Source organism: Aeromonas sp. R10-2 (genome assembly GCF_040908445.1).
GTDB lineage: Bacteria > Pseudomonadota > Gammaproteobacteria > Enterobacterales > Aeromonadaceae > Aeromonas > Aeromonas veronii.
On the sequence record NZ_JBFODS010000063.1, the window covers coordinates 1 to 13,522 of the forward strand.

At 55.0% G+C, this 13,522-nt stretch carries 14 protein-coding genes and 1 pseudogene; 9 read left to right on the plus strand and 6 right to left on the minus strand.

The genetic code is table 11. The annotated features are described in order from the left end of the window. The 4 genes and pseudogenes from AB5Y97_RS12840 to AB5Y97_RS12855 form a co-directional block, all read left to right on the plus strand. A pseudogene (locus AB5Y97_RS12840) lies at positions 1 to 435 on the plus strand (IS30-like element ISAs2 family transposase); the annotation flags it as partial. A gap of 4 nt (positions 436 to 439) precedes the next feature. Then, positions 440 to 985 carry a hypothetical protein gene (locus AB5Y97_RS12845; protein WP_368158107.1) on the plus strand — a complete coding sequence of 182 codons (546 nt, stop codon included), beginning with the start codon at positions 440 to 442 and terminating at the stop codon, positions 983 to 985. A gap of 2 nt (positions 986 to 987) precedes the next feature. Beyond that, a complete protein-coding gene (locus AB5Y97_RS12850; RefSeq protein WP_368158109.1) occupies positions 988 to 1,305 on the plus strand; it encodes a hypothetical protein in 318 nt (105 codons plus the stop codon). A gap of 30 nt (positions 1,306 to 1,335) precedes the next feature. Then, entirely contained in the window at positions 1,336 to 2,616 is a 1,281-nt protein-coding gene (locus tag AB5Y97_RS12855) for a zonular occludens toxin domain-containing protein (protein WP_368158111.1), read from the plus strand. A 751-nt stretch (positions 2,617 to 3,367) separates the two neighbouring features. On the opposite strand, the gene AB5Y97_RS12860 is transcribed toward AB5Y97_RS12855, so the two are convergent. Further along, positions 3,368 to 3,724: a DUF3653 domain-containing protein gene (locus tag AB5Y97_RS12860; RefSeq protein ID WP_368158113.1), complete on the minus strand. Its 357-nt coding sequence runs from the start codon at positions 3,722 to 3,724 to the stop codon at positions 3,368 to 3,370. 129 nt (positions 3,725 to 3,853) lie between these two features. Between AB5Y97_RS12860 and AB5Y97_RS12865 the strand changes: the two genes are divergently transcribed. After that, positions 3,854 to 4,045, plus strand: a complete 192-nt coding sequence (locus tag AB5Y97_RS12865; RefSeq protein WP_234920538.1) for a hypothetical protein — start codon at positions 3,854 to 3,856, stop codon at positions 4,043 to 4,045. A gap of 123 nt (positions 4,046 to 4,168) precedes the next feature. On the opposite strand, the gene AB5Y97_RS12870 is transcribed toward AB5Y97_RS12865, so the two are convergent. The 4 genes from AB5Y97_RS12870 to AB5Y97_RS12885 all read right to left on the minus strand — a co-directional run bounded on the left by AB5Y97_RS12870 (position 4,169) and on the right by AB5Y97_RS12885 (position 7,655). Continuing rightward, positions 4,169 to 4,438 (minus strand): hypothetical protein, encoded by a 270-nt coding sequence (locus AB5Y97_RS12870; RefSeq protein WP_129504061.1) that lies wholly within the window; start codon positions 4,436 to 4,438, stop codon positions 4,169 to 4,171. Between the two features lie 546 nt (positions 4,439 to 4,984). After that, positions 4,985 to 5,323, minus strand: coding sequence for a hypothetical protein (locus AB5Y97_RS12875; RefSeq protein ID WP_129504062.1), 339 nt, complete (start codon positions 5,321 to 5,323; stop codon positions 4,985 to 4,987). Between the two features lie 371 nt (positions 5,324 to 5,694). Further along, positions 5,695 to 6,972, minus strand: coding sequence for a tyrosine-type recombinase/integrase (locus AB5Y97_RS12880; RefSeq protein WP_368158135.1), 1,278 nt, complete (start codon positions 6,970 to 6,972; stop codon positions 5,695 to 5,697). A 380-nt stretch (positions 6,973 to 7,352) separates the two neighbouring features. Next, positions 7,353 to 7,655 (minus strand): YebG family protein, encoded by a 303-nt coding sequence (locus AB5Y97_RS12885; RefSeq protein ID WP_005333111.1) that lies wholly within the window; start codon positions 7,653 to 7,655, stop codon positions 7,353 to 7,355. Positions 7,656 to 7,825: 170 nt separating this feature from the next. On the opposite strand from AB5Y97_RS12885, the gene AB5Y97_RS12890 reads away from it, so the two are divergent. Next, the gene (locus AB5Y97_RS12890) at positions 7,826 to 8,701 is read left to right on the plus strand and encodes a triacylglycerol lipase (RefSeq protein ID WP_139741230.1); all 876 of its coding nucleotides are present in this window, start codon (positions 7,826 to 7,828) and stop codon (positions 8,699 to 8,701) included. 90 nt (positions 8,702 to 8,791) lie between these two features. Here AB5Y97_RS12890 and AB5Y97_RS12895 read toward each other — a convergent pair whose 3' ends face one another. Then, the gene (locus AB5Y97_RS12895) at positions 8,792 to 10,765 is read right to left on the minus strand and encodes an SDR family oxidoreductase (protein WP_201946507.1); all 1,974 of its coding nucleotides are present in this window, start codon (positions 10,763 to 10,765) and stop codon (positions 8,792 to 8,794) included. A 248-nt stretch (positions 10,766 to 11,013) separates the two neighbouring features. On the opposite strand from AB5Y97_RS12895, the gene AB5Y97_RS12900 reads away from it, so the two are divergent. The 3 genes from AB5Y97_RS12900 to AB5Y97_RS12910 all read left to right on the plus strand — a co-directional run bounded on the left by AB5Y97_RS12900 (position 11,014) and on the right by AB5Y97_RS12910 (position 13,511). Further along, the gene (locus AB5Y97_RS12900; RefSeq protein WP_005333118.1) at positions 11,014 to 11,586 is read left to right on the plus strand and encodes a phasin family protein; all 573 of its coding nucleotides are present in this window, start codon (positions 11,014 to 11,016) and stop codon (positions 11,584 to 11,586) included. 94 nt (positions 11,587 to 11,680) lie between these two features. Then, complete coding sequence (locus tag AB5Y97_RS12905) at positions 11,681 to 12,868, plus strand: patatin-like phospholipase family protein (RefSeq protein ID WP_106843705.1); 1,188 nt, start codon at positions 11,681 to 11,683, stop codon at positions 12,866 to 12,868. A 1-nt stretch (position 12,869) separates the two neighbouring features. After that, positions 12,870 to 13,511 (plus strand): TetR/AcrR family transcriptional regulator, encoded by a 642-nt coding sequence (locus AB5Y97_RS12910; RefSeq protein ID WP_021230121.1) that lies wholly within the window; start codon positions 12,870 to 12,872, stop codon positions 13,509 to 13,511. The last annotated feature ends 11 nt before the right edge of the window (positions 13,512 to 13,522 follow it).

Consider the following 13,522-nt stretch of genomic DNA (forward strand, 5'->3'; position numbering starts at 1 on the left):
GTGCTGGGCAAGCAAGGCACAGGTGCACTGGTCACCCTGGTGGAGCGCAAGAGCCGGCTCTATCTGGTCAAGCGGGTCGCGAGCAAACAGGCTGGGGTGGTGCGGGATGCGATAATCGAGATGTTAACGCCCTACATCGAGCAGGTGCATACCATCACCTTTGACAACGGCGGCGAGTTTGCCGAACACAAGGCGATAGAGGAAGCGCTGGGTGCCGAGACTTACTTTGCGCACCCTTACTCTTCGTGGGAGCGCGGTCTGAACGAGAACAGCAATGGGCTGTTGAGGCAGTTTATCCCAAAGGGAACAGACCTGAGAGAGGTCACGGACGAGGATGTCAGGAGAGCGGAGCAGTGGCTCAACCTACGACCTCGGAAATGTCTCGGATTCAGGCAGCCTGTCAAGGTATTCGAAGAGTACCGTCAGGCGGCATAGGCGAGTGTCGCACTTCGAAGTTGAATTCGCGGAGAAGCTTCAACAGCTTCAGCAGCTCTTGTCACAGCTTCAACAGGGTATTACCCCAGAGGGCATTGTAGGTTCTGCTAACGACAAGCTCAAAGAGCCTCTTACACAAGCTCAGCTCGAAGAGACCCTCAATAAAGAGAAAGAAGCAGAGGCCAAAGCAGATCAAGAGGCAGCCACCAAAGCGCAAGAGGCTTTGAAACCTGCTGAAAGCGCTCTTGAAAAGCTCGCCGAGGATAAAACATGGCTTGAGCAGCAAATTACTGATGCTGCTAATAATGCGCCGCCATCTTCAACGCCAATATTCCCCCAATGGGTTTGGCCTGTTGGTAATTGTAAGCCATTCCCTTTTACATTCACCATATCTGGCTTGACCTCAAAGGCTAATGATTACGGCCTTTTTTGTCAGAATTACAATGAGACATATCACCCGTTAATATATTGGTTCCTCTATATGTTATTTGGCCTTTATTTGTTTGTTCTTTGGAATAAAACAATGGTTCAAGTCCTCGGGAGTCGTTGATTATGAAAATACTTATCGGTTTGCTTATAGAACGCTTTGGCTCATTTTTTGCCAAAATTGTCGGCCTCATGTCAAAGAAAGCCGCTCTTATTGCCCTTATTGCTGCCATGTCGGTGATGGTTGTTACATTTACTGCTGCCCTATCCGGCATTCTTGCAACGTTAACCACTGGCATGAATCAGCCGCTTGTATTGTTTGGCCTTTCTCTTTTGCCATCTAATACCCCTCATGTCATGGCGTTAATTGCCACTGCCAGAACGGCTCAATGGCTCTTTATCTGGCAGATGTCTGTTGCTCGTGCTGCTTATGATGCGAAATAACGTAACAGTTACTGTAATTCGGGAGGTTTCATGAAAGCGCCGTATTTCGTCACTGGCCCCGTTGGGGCTGGTAAGTCTGTAACAATGGTCTCCATCATGGTCGGCTACCTCAATGAGGGGCGGCCAGTTGCGACAAACATTGATGTCTATCCCGAGCACATGCCTCTCAACGAGAAGGGTAAAGCAACCCCGATCATCAGATTGCCTGAAGAGCCCCGTTCTTCCGACCTTGAGAACCTTGGCTATGCGTATGAGCGCCCCAAGAAAACCGCGCTCCGGTCAGACCAAGAGCAGATCTATGATGAATCCAAAAATGGCTGTTTGGCGCTCGATGAAACGGCGTTCTTTATGAACACTCGTGAGTGGAACAACCCAGACCGCGCCCAGTTGATTAAATGGCTCCGTCTCGTCCGTAAACGGGGCTGGAATGCCTTCCTTGGTGTGCAGGATATCGAGTCAATCGACAAGCAGATCGTGAACGCCCTGTGCCGTACCATCTGCTGGTGCTACAGCTCCGATACCATGTTCAGCTCGTCCATGGGGGCCAAGGGCTTTCTCGTCTATCCCCTTATCTGGATTGCCCGCCTCGTTATCAAGTTCGGCCTGCGCGTTCCCCGCGTCCATGTGGCCTCCTATTTCAAGGGCAAGAGCAAAGCCACGGGTAGCCCCTGCGGCACAAAGTACACATGGGGCCGTTGGCTCTACAAGGCCTATGACACCGCCCAAGAGTTCGATGACGGCAAAGAACTGTTTGATTTCCCGATACGTGATTCAAAGGGGCTTATCAAGTGCCGGATCAAGCTCAGCAATGGCGACTACAAAGACGCTTATCTCCACCCTGACGCCATAGACGCAACGCCCGACTGTGAACGCTATACAGAGCCCCGCTTTGTCGATATGCGGGCCTGCTACAGCATTCTGCCAGCAAAATACATCCATCAGTGGTATGGAGATAAACCCGTGCAAAAAGCCAAGTCATCCGGCGCTGTTGCATCATCCAGGTCAACCCCGCCCGTCTATCAATTCCGATTCCCGATCACCAATCCCTTGCAGATCCCCCGCTGGGCCATCATGCGGTTTGCCGACCACGTTGCCCGCCGCCAAAACATCCCCATGATCCTTGTTTTGCTCCGCTGGGGCATCGTCAACCATGCTACAGCTATGCGCCATCCCGAGTTCGGCAAGGTCGTCCGCCGTAACTACTGGCTGCGCAAGTATGGCCTTAAAGCCCGTCTCAACTACTACGGGCAGCTAACCCTTACCCGATCTCTCCAATACCATCAGGGCTACACTCTGATCCACTCTGTTTGACCCCTGATAAAGTATGTGATGGGCGCGCGCGCCTCACCCCCTCCCCCTCCAGATGCAAGCTGTAGGGGGCGCGGTTGGGTCGAGTGAGCGCCTTTTTCTTTTGCAGTTATCCACGGCTCGGAACCCCTTATCCATCAGGCAGTCCCCCGGTCTCCCCAACGGGGAGATGTCCCCGCTGTTGGGGGCCTTCGCCTTGGAACAAGGCGCGTATAGCCTCCCGATAACCACCGGAGTCTAAGTTTCCGCCCTGCGGCCGTAGGCCGCCCTGAGCGAAGCGAAGGCAAGAAACAATCGCCACGAGTGGGCATGGGGAGGCCCTACGCCCTGAAAAACAAAAAACAAAGAGAGCTGATTTAACCTGCGGACTGTGGCCCTGACTGCGGGGGCAAGGGGGGCTCGCCTGTGGAGAAGGGGGGCCGAGCGGTGGGTAACTGCGGGCGCTTGCGAGACACTGCCGCGCCCCCGCCCAAAGCTTGCATTGTGATAACCGGACATCGTACCGTGTGCGTTCCTGCACATACCTCTGCCAGTTCTTCAATTTCCAAACAGGCGGGGTTTTCTAACACTGCGTAATGGCTTTTTTATGTTAAATAGCCTTATCCGGCTTGGCCTAGTCAAACGCTAAATCGCGGGGGCCCCACTCGTGGGGTTCCGATTTAGTGATTGACTACCCCACGAAATATACCCTTGAGCAGGGGATTGGGGGGATCACTTCGCCCCCAATCCCTTAATAAACCTTCTTTTCACTCTGTCAGCGTTCTGAGGTAGGCAAACGCCTCAGCGCCGCACTCACTTTCAGCGCCTTCAGGTCTTCAGCCCCGAATGATTCGATGATTTCTAGCCGCTGCCTTGACAAATAGGTGCCAGCAGGGGTGATTAAATGATGACCGGACATCCTCCACCCGTCCCAATATCGGGTGAAGACGGTAGGCAACTCCCGTCCTGTTGCCATCCGCATAACCCTTTTACACACGTCTGGGATCTTTTTCCCTTCGTCCCATAGCGTGACCTCTGTCACAGAAACAAAACATAATTTTGCCGTTTCTTCTGGACTCAAACCGCACTCAAACCACCTAAAGATAAAGTTTTTTGTAATATTACGTTCCATTCCATTTTTACCGCTTGAATCTGGCAATATTGCCAGTCGCGGAAATGGGGGTCTTTTTAACGTAACCATTAATTATGCGCAATGGCGGGTGCGGGAGGACGGAATGAAGAGAACTGAACAAAGGCCGACATGGTTGCCTATCTGCTGGCAGCTCTTGAAGATGGTGATCCGGCGCTGCTGAAAGCTGCGTTGGATGATGTAGAACGTGCTCGCGTAAAACTGAATGGTCAGCCGTGCTACACGCTGGAAGAACTGTTGGCTCAGTGTGACCCCAATGCCACGTCACCAGGTGAAACAGATTGGGGACCGATGCGGGTTTAGACCGATGTGGGTTTAGAGCGCCAGGATTATCGCCGGAGCTACTGGCCAAGGTCGATCCTGACGAAATCGGTTGGGATTGGGATGCATCCAACAAGTCACCGAAATCAACTGAACAATAAAGAATTACTCATCAGGAGCAGCTTCTGACGGATGTTCCTCCTGGTCTGGCCCACGCACTGTGATGACATCCTCGCGATCAGTCTGGAAATCTAGGGATGCCAGTTCGGTATCAAAAAAACCATTCAAGTCACGTGAATTTGACGGCTCTGATCTAGAACTGCGCTGAGCAAGAGCTGACCGTGCTTCAGACAGGCTGTAAGTGAGCCCCTGTTCTATATCTGCCATGGACAATTCCAGCCGCTGAATCAATGGATCTTTTTGATGTTCGGACATGCCTGACCTTTTCAGCCGATGCCGATAAATAGGGTTATCGGCATCATTGTGAGAGATAACAGGGCTTATTGAAAGCAGCAGCCCGCAGCTTTTCCTTAGCTTAAAGGTTCGGAAATCGATCAGGATCGAGGCTACATACAGACCTCCAGCGATCTGACTGCCCAAAGCAGGAGGACGATATCTGGTTTATTCCCCCTGCAGATGCTCTTGCAGCGACAACAGAATAACAGAGTCAACCGCCCTGCCCCACATCACCGAAATGTCCCATTTTGATACAAGAGTCCACTATTAAATCAGTACGTCGCGCTGGATACCCCTCACCAATGGAACGTTAAGATTGATTTGCACCGTTATAACCAACGTCATTACCGTGAATATTCTTAGAAGTATTTGTCCCCTACTTGAGAGGTCTCTCTCTGGAAATATTGATACTCCTTTTTGTAAAACAGCCATAAAAATGCCGACTATCGCGGTAGATTCCCCTCCCCTTAATCCTCACGGCTTATTGTTGTGGCTGGCATGATTGCGACTCTTTTGGAAGTCGGGTCAATTCATATTCAAGGCACGTTTGGCGATGGCCAATGTGGGTGGCTGGCTGGTCAAGTAGAGGTTGCTGTTGAACTGCTGCAATATGCGTTTGAGCTCGTTCATATCATCGGGATGGAGGGTTAAGGACCAGAGTGCTCTGGGCTGGCCGTGATGGAGGCCATTGGTATAGATAATGGTGCAATCTTCGATACGCAACTCTTTGCAGTGGGCCTCCATCTGCAGGCCCACATCCGGAAACCAGATATGCAGCGTGCCTGAAGAGATAAAGGTGAACTGGGCTATGAGGGACCCTTTGCCAACGATCCTGAAGGTCTTTTCCACCACTGCCACTTGCATACCCGCTCCTTGGTATTTTGTTAATATTGATATCAATATCACCAATGATGACTGGATATGCAAGTGTGATAACAAGGCGCTGTTCAACCGAATATGACTGCTTCCGGCATGTTACTTAGCTTTCGGCATCGAGTGTTCTCGGTGTTTCAGCAAGCAATTTCGTTTTTTGCTTCTCTGCTAGGGGATAAATATGTATGCCGCAGATGGCAAGGAGCCTGTTCTGAATCATCCATGTGAGCCAAAAATATTTCCTGAACCGATTGTCATCCAGAGAAGACAACATTGCCGAGCCAACTTCTATGACACCCCAAACAAGCCATTCTGTTTTCTAAGAGCAGTCAATACAAATCAGGGTCATGTCACGTTGTTCGTTAGCTTTTGTGAACGTTATCTCTCACTTGTTGGTTCAGTCGGTCCAGCGGCTTTTGCTGGGCGCTCTCATGTCGTTCACTGTTGCTGGTGTGCAGGTATTTCGAAGTGGTGTCGATGCTGTCATGTCCTGCATCGGCCTGTACGTGGGAGAGCGGCCGCCCGTGCAGATTGATGTCATGGGTGATCCCGGTATGGCGGATCGCATGGGGAGAGAGTTGCCGCATTTCGGCCGCATCCTGGACAAATCCATCCTGCTCTGCCAATTCTGCGCCTTTACCGATGATCACCATGATCAAATCCCGTAACTGGCGAATTCCAAGGTTGGCGTTGAGTTCCCCCTGATCGCGACCATGTGCTGCCGCTTTATGGCGAACGAACAGTGGCGTCTGTTCATCCGGTGTCGGCAAGGGAGAGAGACCGAGGAAACGGCGGTAGCGTTCGAGTGCCGCCAACAGCGCTTGGGATACCGCCACGGTACGCCGTTTTCCCCCTTTGCTTTGCGGAATAAAGTAGCCCCAGACGCCGGTTTTGCGATCCCGCCTGAACTGCCCCATCACAGGTGTAAAGCCCGGCCGGGCAGCAACCTCAGAGATCCGCAGATAGCAGGCGTACATCAGAATGGTGAGAAAACGGCTGCGCTCATGCTGCTCCGGATGGTCGTTGGCAAGGGTATCGGCAGCTTGCATCACGTATGACCACTGCAACTCGCTGAAGGCCTGCACCTGATCATCGGCCTCCTGCTGTTGCGGCCGTCTGACCCGCTGCAGTAGCAGAGCGGGATTCCTGTCCATGTACTCCTCCTGGATCAGGAACTGGAAGAAGGCCGACAGGATGGCCAGTTTGGTCTTCATCGCCTGCTCGCTAAGACGATAGGGCAAGGTGCGGCCCAGCTCCCGCTTACCGAGAAACGGTCGCCATTGTGGATTGGGCAACCGCTCTCCCCACTCCTTGTCGAGGACAAACTGCGCCACGTTGCGATAGGCGATCAACTCGTCAGGGGGGGACTGACAGTAGTCGAGATAGCGGATCATGATGCGGCGAGTGAGATCTTTCGGGCTGATGGCCGCCTCGCGAAAGCACCAGTGCAAAAAAGTGGTCAGTTCGCTGCGATAAGTTTTGTAGTTGTTTTCGCTGTTGCGCTGCTCCAGCAGCCAATCGACCGCCAGCTCGTAAACCAGCCCTGCATCGGGCACATCGTTGAGGCTGAGGTTGGCAAGGTACTGATTGACCTGCGGGTTACCGGCCTCCAGATAGATAAGGCTGTCAAACAGCGGCATGGCTGGCGGCAAGGATAATAGTTGTTGAGTCATGGTGTTGCTTGTTGATGCTGAGATGAATCGATATGAGCCTGTGAGCCGAGTTGCTAGAAAAGGGCTCGTGATAGATGAATGCGGCTTCTATTGGGATTGGTACTGCCTCTTGTTGTTACTGATTAAGGTAACCGGGAGCGATCTGGATAACGTTCTCTCCACTGTTTGCTCATTATTTCCTCATAGTTCTGGTTGGTGTCGCTCAGTGGTGCACGCTATTCAGTTATGCATGGGATATGCAGCATGGTTAAAAAATTCTCGGGGTAAATAGCCGTAAAAATGGTTTTAAATGCAAATAAAGTGAATGCACAGAGCTGTTTATCCCGAGAAATAGCAGGTCTGTGCAATCAGGCCACCTGCTTTAGTGGCTTCTCCTTGCGCTTGGCTGCTGGGGCCTCTTCCTCTTTCGTGCCTGCCTGAACCTTGCCGCCGCGCAGCAGGGTTTGCAGCACATCGCGCTGCTCTGCCAGGTAGAATGCCAGACTCTCTTGCTGCTCTGGCGCCAACTCGATCGGGGCGCCAGCCAACAGGGTCATCAACTCGTCTGCCGTATCCAGCAGCTTGTCATAGGCATCGGCCTCTTTTTTGCTGGCAAAGGTCATTTTTTCCACTCCCCCACGAACAACCACATATTTGATCTCGACAGCCATGATGGCCTCCTCTTGGTGATGATGGATAGAGTATATGTATGGATATACAGTATTGCAAATAACCTCACCGGAAAAGAGCTCGCCGGGGTTTAGCGACAAAAGCCGCGCTGGATCAAGCTGTCTCAAAGTGCCATTTGACTTCCACGCCTGACTGGTCGGATCATGGCCTTATGACGATCGTACGACACCTGTTTATCCTGCTGATGGTAGAGGTGCTGCTCCTCGGGAGTATCGCCCACTTGGTCGTGGGACTCCCTTGGCTGCTGACCCTGCTATTTGTGGTGTTTACCCTGCTTGGGTTGCGCTGTCTGGTGGTGCTCGGCAGCTGGCTGTTTACCCGTTTCTACCCCTCCCCGGCTATCGGCCCCTGGCGCAGGGTGAAGATGATGACGCAGGAGATGCTTGCCTACCTCTACACCTTCACCTTGTTGCTGCCGTTCGAGCCTTTGTTGATGGCACCCGATCGGCTGCGTCCATGCCAGCGCCCCGTATTGCTGGTGCATGGTTACGGTTGCAGTCGCGGGATCTGGCGCACCCAGCGGGCCCGATTGGAAGTCGCAGGCCATGTGGTTGCCACCATTACCTTGATGCCACCATTTGGTCATATCGATGAGATGGTGCCGCTGCTGGCTACCCGGATTGACGATGTGCTGGCGCAAACCGGGGCTGACAAGCTGGTGCTGGTCGGTCACAGCATGGGCGGACTGGTCTGCCGCGACTATCTGGCTCTCCATGGGGGTGACAAGGTCGCACGCCTGATCACGCTGGCTACGCCTCATCAGGGCAGTCAGCTGGCCGCCCTTGGGCTTGGGGCCAATGCCCGCGAGATGGAGCCCGGTTCCGGTTGGTTACAGCGTTTTGCCTCTGTGCCGCTTTGCGTGCCCGGCATCTCGGTGCGCACCAGTCACGACAATGTGGTGATGCCGCAGGAGCGGCAACGATTGGCGGGAATGGAAGATATTGAGTTGCCTGCCATTGGCCATCTCTCTCTGCTCTACTCCCGTCGCACGACAGGTCTGTTGCTTGATCTGCTGTCCCGAGTCTGACCCTCCTTATTCGTCCTTCAACTGTTATTCCAAATAAAACAGGGGCCTGATTGCTCAGGCCCCTGTTGATCTCTTTATCCCATCATTCGGTTAGAAGTGTATCCCCTTGATCAGGGTCGAGACGGCAACCTGATCGGCGGTGGCTTTGGATTTGTCGCCATCCTTGGGATCGGCAAAGGTGCGGAAGCTGGTGTTCATGATCACCTGGGCGACACGTGGTGCCAGGGCATGCACCACCTGACCAAACACCCCGAGGCGAGTGGCCAGTCGCACATGCTTGTTGATGATGGTATCGCACACCAGATCGGCCGCCTCTTCCGGCGTCATCATAGGTACCTGCTCATAGACCTTGGTCGGCGCTACCATCGGCGTTTTCACCAGCGGCATATTGATGATGGAGAAGCTGACCCCCTTATCGGCAAACTCGGAGGCGGCGGTACGCACCCAGGCATCGAGGGCCGACTTGGAGGCAACATAGGCGGAGAAGCGCGGCGCATTGGTCAACACCCCGATGGAGGAGATGTTGATGATGTGCCCTTTTTTCTTCTCAATCATGGTGGGCAGCACCCCCATGATCACCTTGAGTGCGCCGAAGTAGTTGAGCTGCATGGTGCGCTCCAGATCGTGGAAGCGATCGAAGGAGTCCTCGATGGAGCGGCGGATGGAGCGGCCGGCATTGTTGACCAGAATATCGACGCCGCCGTGATCGGCCACGATGCGAGCGGTGATCTCCTCGGCTTGCGCCAGATTGGCGAGATCCCCCTGATAGATCTCGATGGTCAGCCCCAGCTCGGCAAACTCAGCTTTAGTCTCGGCAATCTTCTGCTCGTCGCGCGCGATGGTAACGACGTTGGCCCCTGCCCCCGCCAGCTTGCGTGCGGTTGCTCGGCCAATGCCGGAGGTGGCCCCGGTCACCAGCACCACCTTGCCCTCTACCCGACCACGCAAGGAGCGATCGATGAAGAGCTCCGGGTCGAGGTGACGCTCCCAGTAATCCCACAGCCGCCAGGCGTAGCTGTGCAGTGGTGGCACTTCGATACCGGTCCCTTTCAGTACTCGCTGGGTTTCGCGACTGTCGAAACGGGTGGGATAACTGATAAGGCGGAACACATCCTTGGGCAGACCCAGATCGGCGATGGCGGCATCGCGGATGCGGCGCACCGGCGCCATGGTCATCAGCATGGCGGTCAGGTGGCGGGGAATGAAATTAAAGAGAGAGGCATTGATGCGGATCGCAGGCTCCGGCGCATGGGCGGCGCGGGAGAAGGTGCTCAGCATGTCGCCGACCCGCATCGGGTTGGGGTCGGTCAGGTGGAAGGTCTTGTTCTCCTCGCCCTCTTGATGGGCGATATGCACCATGGCATCGACCACGAAGTTGACCGGCACGATATTGATGCGCCCGCCCTCAACCCCGATGGCTGGCATCCAGGGCGGCAGCAGACGGCGCAGCTTCTGAATGGTCTTGAAGAAGTAGTAAGGGCCGTCGATCTTGTCCATCTCGCCGGTATTGGAGTCACCGACAACGATCCCCGGTCGATAGACTCGCCACGGAATGGTGCACTCATTGCGCACAATCCCTTCCGCTTCGTGCTTGGTCTGGAAGTAAGGCATGTCGAGGTGTTCGGCCTCATCGAACATGTCCTCGCGAAACAGACCGTCGAACAGGCCCGCTGCAGCGATGGAGCTGCAGTGATGGAACTGCCTCGTCCCCAGCCGCTCGGCAAGTTGAACGGCTTGACGGGTCCCTTCGGTGTTGACCTGCTGCTGGATCCCGGCCTTGGCGTTCAGATCATAGATGGCAGCCAGATGGAAGAAGTGATCTATCTTGCCGATCAACTGCTCCTGTATCTCGACTGATACCCCCAGCAGCGGTTGCGTCATGTCGCCAAAAACCGGGACTGCGCGCGATTCATCCACATTCCAGAATGCAAATAACTCCGGCAATTTATCCTGATGAGAGGCGCGCATCAGAAAATAGACGATACAGTCGGGATGCTGTTGGAATAACTTTTTGATCAATCTACGCCCGATAAAACCACTACCGCCAGTAATGAAATAGTTCATAAAGAGAATCCTGCTACTGATTAGGGTGTTACTAGGTTGTTAGATATATCACGATTCATATGGGAATCCGCAATTTGATTGTCGGTTCGTGAGCAAACCCTAATTTCGGTGGTGTGCCTGTTCCGTTATTAGGTAGAACCCTCTATTTTTTGTCCCTAGACTGAAGTTGAAAAATCAGTAATGCCACAACCCGATTGCAGTTTCGTTGTCGCCATTACATTTAACTGTCGTTATTCAAGGAGAAGATCATGGCTAAGAAATTGAAAGCGCTGGCAGGGTCAGTGACCGACAACCAACTCACCTCCACCATCAAGGAGTCCACCCAGCAGATCTGGTTGGCAGGTCTGGGTGCCTATGCCAAAGCGCAGGAAGAGGGTGGCAAGATCTTTGAAGCCCTGGTGCAGGAAGGTGAAGCGCTGCAAGCAAAAACCCGTCAGAGCGCAGATGAGAAGATTGCCGCTGTGACCGACAAGACCGCCAATACCTGGGGCCGTCTGGAGCAGGTGTTCGAAGATCGCGTGGCCCGCGCTGTGGCCAGCCTCGGCATCCCGACCCGCAAGGATATCGACAAGCTCTCCAAGCGCATGGCCGAGCTGACCGATGTGGTCCAGCAACTGCTGGATGCACAGGAAGAGGAAGCCCCGGCCGCAGAAGCCAAACCGGCTGCCGCCAAAAAGCCCGCTGCCCGCAAGCCTCCGGTAAAGAAGGCGCCGGTAGCCAAGGCCAAAGAGGCCGTAGTTGAGCAGGCCGCCGATCTCCTCTCCGCTGCGGAAGATGCGGTGAAAGAGGTGAAGGCCAAAGCAGAGAGCGTCCTGCCCTGATCCCTTGTGGTGACGGAAGGTGATTGATACCGGCCCATGCCCTGCGCTGGGCCGGTCTTGTCATGGTGAATGTCATGGATAGAGAGGCGACGCTATGAGTACCATCGCAATTGCCCTTGCTGGCGGCGGGCCGCTCGGCGGCATCTACGAGATCGGTGCCTGCGCAGCCCTCTCTGACAGCATCAACGGCCTGCGCCTTGACCATGCCGATATCTATGTTGGCGTCAGTTCGGGGGCCGTGGTGGCATCGGCGCTGGCCAATGGCATCTCGCCGGCTAAGCTGGTGCGGATCCTGCTCAGCGATGATTCGGGGGAGATGTTTGACCCGGCTACCTTGCTGCGACCCGCCTTTCGTGAATATGCCGACCGCCTGACCTCGATCCCGCCGCTGGCGTGGCAGAGCCTGACCTACTATCTGGCGGCGCCCTGGAAACGCAGCCTGTTTGAATCGCTGCAGGGACTCTCCAAGGCCATTCCGACCGGACTGTTCGACAACCGCGGGGTGGATCGCACCCTGACCCAGTTTTTTTCTCGCCCTGGCCGCAGCAACGATTTCCGCCAGCTGCGCAGTCGACTGTTTGTGGTTGCCACCGAACTCGACACCGGCCATCCGGTCGCCTTCGGTAGCCCGGGGCTCGATGACGTGCCCATCTCTGCGGCGGTACAGGCATCCGCCGCCCTGCCCGGCCTCTTCCCCCCTTCATTGATTAACGGGCGTTACTATGTGGACGGGGCGCTGATCAAGACCCTGCACGCTTCGGTAGCGCTGGAAGAGGGGGCGGATCTGGTGTTCTGCATCAATCCGCTGGTGCCCTATGATGCGGACATGGCCGCCGGCACCCCGACCAATCTGGTGGACAGCGGTCTGCCGGTGGTGCTGGCCCAGACTTTTCGCGCCATCATTCACTCCCGCATGCATGTGGGGATGGATCGCTACAAACACCAATATCCTGACGCCGATGCCCTGCTGTTTGAGCCCTCTTCTGCCGATGGCGAGATGTTCTTCACCAATGTGTTCAGTTACCGGGATCGTCGTCGCCTCTGCGAGCACGCTTACCAGCATACCCGCTGCGATCTCTGGCAGCGTCGTGACGAGCTGGCGCCGCTGCTGGCCAAGCATGGCCTCGAGCTCAATCTGGCCGCACTGGCCGATGAAGATCGCACCCTGTTGGCCCCCGGCATTGGCTCGGTCGCCGCCCTCGACAAGTCGCTGGAGCAGTTGCAGCACTGGCTTGCCAAACGCTATCGCCACGGCGTGCGCCGTTCATCACCAAAGGAGTAGCATGGATCGCAAACCCAAACGCCGTACCCGGGAGCGGATCCTGACCACTGCCCTCGCCTGCTTCAATCGACAAGGGGAACCCAGCGTCACCACCTCGGCCATTGCGGCCGAGATGGAGATCAGCCAGGGCAATCTCTACTACCACTTCCACAACAAGGAGGAGATCGTCAACGCCCTGTTCTGCGAATTTGAACAGCAGATGGATCGCCTGCTGGAGGCGGTCAGCACCCCGTCCGATGAGCCCGAAGATATCTGGCTCTTTCTCCACCTGATGTTTGAAGCCATCTGGCAGTACCGTTTCCTTTACTACGATATCGCGACCCTGATGAGTGGTTATCATCAGGTGGAACAGCGCTTTTCCGCCCTGCTGCGCCGCAAGGAGCAGACCGCCATCGCCATTTGCAACCATCTGCAAACGGTCGGGCTGATGGAGGGCACGACGCAACAGATGCGCACGCTGGCGGCCAATGTGGCGCTGGTTGGCACATTCTGGATCTCTTACCAGCGGGCACTGCACCCCAAGGCGGATGCCGATATCGCCCTCGGCGTCTTTCAGGTGATGCAGCTGGTCGCACCCTATTTGCGGGCCGATGCCCGCGCTCATCTGGGCGCCCTCGCCCACCACTACACCGACAAGGTTTGATTCACATGCTA